The organism is uncultured Acetobacterium sp. (assembly GCF_927416815.1).
Lineage (GTDB): Bacteria > Bacillota > Clostridia > Eubacteriales > Eubacteriaceae > Acetobacterium.
Genome location: NZ_CAKMJU010000123.1, coordinates 1 through 7,375, shown reverse-complemented (window position 1 = coordinate 7,375; position 7,375 = coordinate 1). Strand labels below are relative to the sequence as shown.

Genomic DNA, 7,375 nt, shown 5'->3' with positions numbered 1-7,375 from the left:
TGGATAAGCTTGATATCATTGAATGTTTTGAGAATCCTGGCCATGAACTTCGCGTTGGTGAGGTACTATCGAAGCAAAGACTGATTTATGAAGCTCTAAAAATTACACCACCAGCCTAGTTAGGTATGGCGGGAATCCAGGCTAAAACAAACACAATTTGCCGATCCAACAACTGTGGCGATTCTTTGATAATTTCCTGAAAGGCAAACTCATAACTCAATGCCTCTCGATAGTTGCGCTTGCTGGTCATTGCATCAAAAACATCGGCAACTCCAACAATGCGCTCGTATCGATGGATCTGATTCCCGGATAATTGGTTGGGGTAACCACTGCCATCTAAGCGCTCGTGATGATTATGAACAATTTTGATGCATGGTAGGGGCAGCCATTTTTGATTTTTGAGTACCTGGAATCCAATTTCTGAATGGTTTTTGATGACCTCAAATTCAGTTTCGCTGAGCTTGCAGGGTTTGTCCAGGATTTCTCTGGGAATAAAGAGCTTACCAATATCATGAAGCAAGGCTCCAAGCCCAATTTCGGTGATTTCTGTTTCCTTCAAACTCAGCTCTTTAGCAATAGCCATGGCGAGCAAGGCACATCGGATCGAATGACCCGGCAGACAATTGCTGGCACAGTTTGCATTTCGGTACTTTTGCAGATCATCAAAGGTGGCATCTTTAAGTTTTTCAATCAGCCGTTTCAAATAACTTCTAAATCTCATGGTAAAGATCTCTTGATTACCAGCTAAACCATATCGCCGATAAACCTCGTCTAAATATTTCGAAAAAACGTATATCTCTCGGGATGCTTTTTTCTCTGTCATCTAACTTTCCTTTCATCACCTTGGATCTTATTGAAATTGTGCACTGGTGACCCGGTTCTTACCATTTCTTTTTGAATAGTAAAGCAAGGCATCGGCCTGATCAATCAGCATGGTTTGTTCTCCCCGGCTCAGCGCCACCGTTGAGTGACAAACTCCGGCGGAAAGGGTTATCCGCATTTTCTGTTGGTCAAATTCAAAAGGATATTCCGCAACCGCCTTACAAATACGTTCGGCGATTCTTTGACCAAAGGGTTGGCCGGTTCCCGGTAGTAGCACCGCAAACTCTTCGCCACCGTAGCGGGCACCGATATCAGAGGTTCGCAGCAGTTTTTTAATAATCTGCGAAACCTCCCGAATCACATAGTCTCCTGAAAGATGTCCATAGACATCATTGACTGCCTTGAAATCGTCAATATCTAGGAGAATCAGGGTAACGGGTGCATGTTTTTCCGCGATGACTTCCAGGGCATGATAAAAAGCCTGATGATTGGATAAATCAGTCAGAAAATCGGTCGTGGCGCGGTACTCCAACAACTGATTTTTGTACTCAATTTCTTCCATTGCATACTGGTTTCGCTTATAAACATCACTGATAAGCTGGTTTAATTCACCCACAAAAAAACTAAAGCCCAGCAGCAGCGCCCCCTGCAAGATAACAATTCCCAGCGGATAAAAGCCACTTAGAATTCCCACCGATATATAACCGAGAGTTGACAGTATCCCATGGGTCACACTCTTTGTGCGGTAATTGGCTAAACTAGAAATTAAAATTAATAGGCAAAAAATCGGCAGGACAATGAAATAATAACTGTCCAAGTAAATGCAGCAAATAGAAATAAACAGCGTATCGACCACGCTTTGGAAATATCCACCTAGCAAATTTTCCAATTTTATGATCTGACTGGTAGCGAACAAATATAGTTCCAAACCGATATAGATCAAGTAAATCATTAGCATCACCATCATCATCCCCTTCAATGTCTGGGAAAAAATGCAGTAAAACAGAATCAATAATCCCATAATGCTATGAATGCTAATATATATTTCTGTAAAGATATGATCTTTTTGTTTATTCTCCATCGATAACTCCTGCTATTTCTTATTAGCCAATTCGAACTCAAAGCCTAAAAACATCGAAAGTTAGCAACTCCTAACTTTCGATGTTTTTAGTATACCACTCGTTTTTTCATTTATCAAGTACTTTATCAGCTTTGTGATTCTATCCCCTCAAGAAACGCTATATACTAACTGGTTTTAATTAGCTTTAGTGTCCTAATCTTGCATCGTATATCTGGAAAACCTTTAAAAGTTGTATCATATCGCCAGGAACTAATTGTTTATTCATTTACGCTAAAGTAATCTCAGTAAGTGGCGATATTATTAGTAAGAACGAATGAGTATAAACCATATGAAATTCACTTCTAAAAAACTTAAACATTTCCAGTCTCTCGGTTCATAATTATAATGCAAAATAAGGAGGCCACAATAATGAAGTGGTTTAAAGAAATCAAAACGAATACTCGCTTGTGGTTAGCTAATTTATCTGGCTTTGCGCCGAACGCCGCTGTTGAAACAGATGAAACCGCTATTATTAATGCCTATTTTGAAAGCTACCTGCAAAATATGGCAGCTGATCATTTATCTCAGAAATATAACGAATCCTATGAAACAAATATAAAACATCCAGAAAAACCACTTCGCGTCCTGTCCCCCTTAAAACAGGTACTATAAAAAATGTCCTTTCAGTGTAAAAACTGAGAGGACGTTTTTTATCTGTGATTATTTTACTATTTTTGTTATTTTTAGTTGGATTTGGTCGATATAGTATAAAGAAGTTAGAAACCATTTTGAAACTATTTTTAAAATATCTTAATATTTTACAAGGAGGATGTTATGAATACAAATGCAATCGATGCAAACAAAGCTATGAATCAAGGGATTCATACAAAAGGTGTCACCCAAAATCCAGACGTCAAGGTTGAGCCAGAGGCTGCCGATAAAGTCCAACCTGTTGTGCAAAAACTCGACTCCATAGAACTTGGCACCGCAACTTCCGAAGACATCGGAACCTACACTGTTGACCGCAAAAAGATCGACGAAATCAAGCAGGATTTTGCCCGAAATACCGAGTCATTCAAAAAAATGGTTGAAGCCATGATCGAAAAACAGGGTAAGAAGGTTAATCAGGTTTTAAAAGATCTGTTGGCTGGAAAAGAGGTTGACATCGTTGTCGATTCTGAAACCCAGGCAGCTGCTCAGGAGTCTATTTCTGAAGACGGCTATTTTGGGGTGAACAAAACCTCAGAACGGATTGTTGATTTTGCCAAGGCTCTCTCTGGCGGTGATAAAAGCAAGCTTGAAGCGCTAAGAAATGCCTTTAAAGAAGGTTTTGAAAGTGCCAAAAAAGCCTTTGGTGGGGAGCTTCCAGAAATTTCTCAACAAACCTACGACAAGGTCATGCAGGGCTTCGATGATTGGGCAAACGAAGAATAGTAAAATTTTCTTACCTAAAGAAATCTTCACTTTCTAAGACACCAAAGATCCACTACCAAAAAAGACAGGTTGATGAACCTGTCTTTTTGCGTATTTAATCTACTATTGTTTTGCGACTTTTAAACCAGATGGGGAATAAACATTTTTGTTCGCTTCATATAATCCTGATAAGCACTTCCAAATTCATCGATCATATCCTCTTCTTCTTTTTTGGCCAGCCGCACATACATATAAATCATTACCGGGTATAAAATCAGCAGCGGTAAGGTTGCCCATTCGATCATCATCCCGAAGGATAATAACAACAGCCCGGTATACTGAGGATGGCGGATGTATTTGTAAAGCCCCGTTTCCACCAGGGTGCCGGTGCCGGTTTCCTTTGACCAGTATTTTTTGTAAATATTATACCAGCCATTCATGATCAAAAATAGCCCGACTGCCCCACAGGCAATATTGATATACATCCCCCAATAACCGATGGTATCAAAAAGCGTGTGTCCCCATAAAATCCCGACGGGGAGATTTTTCCCAATAATCCAGGAGATCACATACATACTAAAGGGAATCCCATGCATTTCGATGGCAAAGGCAATTACGAAAGCAAGATAGGTGCCCGCTGGCTTGCGATCCATTTTTTTATAAAACGGCATGAACAGCAGAATCACTCCGTAAAGCACCGAAAAAAATATTACCCCAAACCAATTATAAAAATGACTATCAAATGTTTCCAATTTCTTTTCCTCCAAATTTTTAGTGGAGTTACATAAAAAAGCTTCATGTAATCCCTTGCCATTACTATAGCAAGTCAATCATACATGAAGCTGTTTCTTATCTTAAATCGAGCTTAACTGTATCCGAGCACTTTGGCAATAACAACACGAATTCACTCCCCACCGTGTTATCCTTAGTCAGTTTGATGCTACCACCATGGGCGTCCATGACTTTTCTGACGATCGCTAAACCTAAACCGGTGCCGCCATTTTCTTGCGATCTGGCCGGATCACCCTTAACAAAAGGCTCGAAGATCAGTTCGCTCAATTCTGCAGAAATGCCGATTCCATTATCTTTAAACCGAACCTCAATCATTTCAGGATGATCGATCATCACCAAGTCGATCTGAGTGCCGGTCTGATTATGGTTGATGGCATTATCAACAAGGTTCTCAAACACCCGACTGATCTGCTTTCGGTCTATCGCAACAAAAATCTCTTGATCGGGAATATCAAAAGTATATGAAAACCCGGCACTATCGAGGTTTGCCACCGCTTGGCTCATTTGTTCGCGAAGATACTCGGTGAAATCAAGCTTTTCCTTAACCAGGATATATTCTGAGGTTTCCATTTTCGACAGTTCAAAAAGATCATTCATCAGACGATTTGCCCGGTTGCTGTTGTTATAAATCGTGGTCAGATAAGCCCGTAGCTCTTCATTGGTCATTTGTGTTTTTATTAAACAGAGTTCAGCATAGCCCATAATACTGGCAAGGGGATTTTTGAGATCATGGGAGATATCCAAAATAAGCTTCTTGCGATTCTCTTCACTTTGTTTTCTTAAAGCAATTTCTGTTTCAATTTCATCTGCCATTTCATTGAAAATCGTTTCCAGTTCGCCGAATTCATTATTCAGATTTAAGTCAACCCGGGATGTATAGTCCCCTTCTCTTAACCGGCCAGCACTACTACACAGCTTTTTTAGGGGGTTGATAATAGTCAGTGAGGTCAATTTTGAATAAATAACGGTACTGATTGCCAGCAAGATCAAATAAAACAAGATGATCGCAACGATGACACCCGATACTCTCCGGGTGTCCACCGATGAAAATTTGCTATTATGTACAATCGCAAAATCAATCCGAATCGACGTTGGAAAGGTGATGACTAACCAAAATTCCGCTCTGGGATTATAGGCGATACTGTAACTAAATGGGTTTTCCTTGGCCTGACTGGCAGTTAAAAAGTCGGTAAATGTCTCGGCGTTTAACAGCTCCGGTAAATTGTTAATACCCTGGCTGAAAATAACCTCGTAATTTTTATTGACCACTTGAATCCCGCCGCCATTATCAAGCACCGATCCCATCTCCATTAGCGCAAGATCATCAGTCATGATCTTATCAGCAGTGTAGCTATGATGCACCAGATTTTTTGAGATCACGTCGTTGGCAAAGCTTAATAGCGCCACCGCAAAAACGCCAATGATGGTGGAGATTAAAAACATCAACACATAATCAGCGATAAAGCGACTTTGAATTCTTTTTTTCATCCTAGCTATCCTTTGGCAAATGGAATTTATAGCCAATTCCGCGAATCGTCTTGATATAGACCGGATTTCTGGGTTCTGCCTCTATTTTATTGCGTAGCCGGCTGATATGAACCATAATCGTGTTGTCATCATAATAAAGATCTTCTTCCCAGACCTGCCGATAAAGCTGCTTTTTAGTGAAAACCTTGTCCGGATTTTTCATCAGGAACTGCAGCATTAAATACTCCTTGGCACTGAGTTCCACCAATGTTCCATCGACATAAACACAGCAGCCATCCTGATCGAGAGATAAGCTACCGACATTTAGTTGGGACTTGCGAAACGGATTATTATCTGAGTATTCATAGTTACGTCTGAGCTGGGCACCAACTCGGGCAATAAGCTCTGCCATACTGAAGGGCTTGACCAGGTAGTCGTCAGCACCGAGACCCAAACCCAGAACCTTATCCATTTCATTTTCACGTGCCGTTAGAAAGATAACTGGCATCTGACTGCTTTCACGGATTTTTCGCAGCAGGTTAAAGCCATCCAGTCGCGGCATCATCACGTCGAAAATTCCCAAATCGATGGCATTATTCTTAAAAATTGCCAGAGCTTCAATACCATCAATCGCAGTGAAAACCGTATAACCATTTTCTTCAAGATGAAGTTTTAACAGGTTACGGATATCTTTTTCATCTTCGGCAACTAACACATTCATATAAAACTCCCTGAGTTAGATTATTTTTTAGGCTTAAACCAAGTGATCTTATGTCCATTTGCAAATTAGTCGTTGTGAACTGAAAAAACATCGCCGTATTCCTTATTTTCGCACAGCACCTTTTCGGCATAGGAGCAATAAGCGATAATTTTGAGCTTATTTTCGCGAGCAAATGCCACTGCCTTTGCCACTAGTTTGACCCCGAGTTCCTGGCCTCTGAGCGCTCTCGTTACATAAACATGTTCGATGATTAGTTGCTCTCCTTTAATGTTGTAGTTTAATAAAGCAATCGGTTCATCTTCGTTGACACCAATATAAAATTTGTTTTTTTGTTCATGAATAGTTTCCATTTTTCTCCTCCTTAATTTCCTGTTACGCTCCTACTATAAAATTTCCGATGACAAGATCCAACTCAATTGCAGTTATTATTTTGCCCAGTTATAAGTTTGATCAAAGCACTTTCATCTTCGTAATTCTATTATAAGACATGTTTAACAAAAAAGCGAAAGGTTTACGAATGCGTTTAAAATAAATCAGTCTTATTCCCAATTCTTTAAGCGGTTGCATTCAGAAATTGACCGTGTTATACTAAAAAAAGAATCATTTTAAATAAAAGGAGCAAATTATGGAAGATTTAAGTAAATTAAGCGACCAAGAACTCAAGAGTAGACTCGACAATTTGAAAGAAGACCTCCAAGATGTCGAACAGGAGCGCAGCTTTATTTTCAAGCAATCCGGGATGCATGTTTCCAGCGGAAAAGTGGTCGCCCAAATGGAAGAATTTGATGGCGATATCACTAAGCTCAAAGCCCAGATCGGTGAATGTAGCGATGAAATTGAACGTCGCAATCGTTAAATTTTAACAAGGGGTTAATAGCCCCTTGTTTTTTTGATTTTTTTTCAATTGAACCGTTCGATTTGTGTCCACATCTCATCAATTATTGCTGTTTTTGCAAATCGGGTAGGAGGCTGACCATTAATTGATCAGCCGACCGCGAGCTGCGCCTTGCTGGATACGAAGTCTATCGGTTCTGCGCAAATGAATTGGTTGGTGACTGCGCCGAGGCGAGGATCACCGATTTTATTGACAAACTCTTTGG

The 7,375-nt window shown here is 40.2% G+C and carries 9 protein-coding genes; 3 read left to right on the top strand and 6 right to left on the bottom strand.

Annotated elements, in window-relative coordinates; all coding sequences use genetic code 11:
• Positions 1–115: 115 nt before the first annotated feature.
• Positions 116–823: an HD domain-containing phosphohydrolase gene (locus QZ998_RS15185; protein ID WP_296561685.1), complete on the bottom strand. Its 708-nt coding sequence runs from the start codon at positions 821–823 to the stop codon at positions 116–118.
• A 27-nt stretch (positions 824–850) separates the two neighbouring features.
• Positions 851–1,903, bottom strand: a complete 1,053-nt coding sequence (locus tag QZ998_RS15180; protein ID WP_296561684.1) for a GGDEF domain-containing protein — start codon at positions 1,901–1,903, stop codon at positions 851–853.
• A 408-nt stretch (positions 1,904–2,311) separates the two neighbouring features.
• Here QZ998_RS15180 and QZ998_RS15175 point away from each other — a divergent pair, with 408 nt between their 5' ends.
• Together QZ998_RS15175 and QZ998_RS15170 are read left to right on the top strand one after the other, a co-directional pair.
• A complete protein-coding gene (locus QZ998_RS15175; protein WP_296561683.1) occupies positions 2,312–2,554 on the top strand; it encodes a hypothetical protein in 243 nt (80 codons plus the stop codon).
• Positions 2,555–2,716: 162 nt separating this feature from the next.
• Entirely contained in the window at positions 2,717–3,316 is a 600-nt protein-coding gene (locus QZ998_RS15170; protein ID WP_296561682.1) for a hypothetical protein, read from the top strand.
• A gap of 119 nt (positions 3,317–3,435) precedes the next feature.
• Here QZ998_RS15170 and QZ998_RS15165 read toward each other — a convergent pair whose 3' ends face one another.
• The 4 genes from QZ998_RS15165 to QZ998_RS15150 all read right to left on the bottom strand — a co-directional run bounded on the left by QZ998_RS15165 (position 3,436) and on the right by QZ998_RS15150 (position 6,625).
• A complete protein-coding gene (locus QZ998_RS15165; RefSeq protein ID WP_296561681.1) occupies positions 3,436–4,047 on the bottom strand; it encodes an isoprenylcysteine carboxylmethyltransferase family protein in 612 nt (203 codons plus the stop codon).
• Positions 4,048–4,144: 97 nt separating this feature from the next.
• Complete coding sequence (locus tag QZ998_RS15160) at positions 4,145–5,575, bottom strand: HAMP domain-containing sensor histidine kinase (RefSeq protein WP_296561680.1); 1,431 nt, start codon at positions 5,573–5,575, stop codon at positions 4,145–4,147.
• 1 nt (position 5,576) lies between these two features.
• A complete protein-coding gene (locus tag QZ998_RS15155) occupies positions 5,577–6,275 on the bottom strand; it encodes a response regulator transcription factor (RefSeq protein ID WP_296561679.1) in 699 nt (232 codons plus the stop codon).
• A gap of 65 nt (positions 6,276–6,340) precedes the next feature.
• Positions 6,341–6,625, bottom strand: a complete 285-nt coding sequence (locus tag QZ998_RS15150; protein WP_296561678.1) for a GNAT family N-acetyltransferase — start codon at positions 6,623–6,625, stop codon at positions 6,341–6,343.
• A gap of 275 nt (positions 6,626–6,900) precedes the next feature.
• Between QZ998_RS15150 and QZ998_RS15145 the strand changes: the two genes are divergently transcribed.
• Positions 6,901–7,131 carry a hypothetical protein gene (locus tag QZ998_RS15145; RefSeq protein ID WP_296561677.1) on the top strand — a complete coding sequence of 77 codons (231 nt, stop codon included), beginning with the start codon at positions 6,901–6,903 and terminating at the stop codon, positions 7,129–7,131.
• The last annotated feature ends 244 nt before the right edge of the window (positions 7,132–7,375 follow it).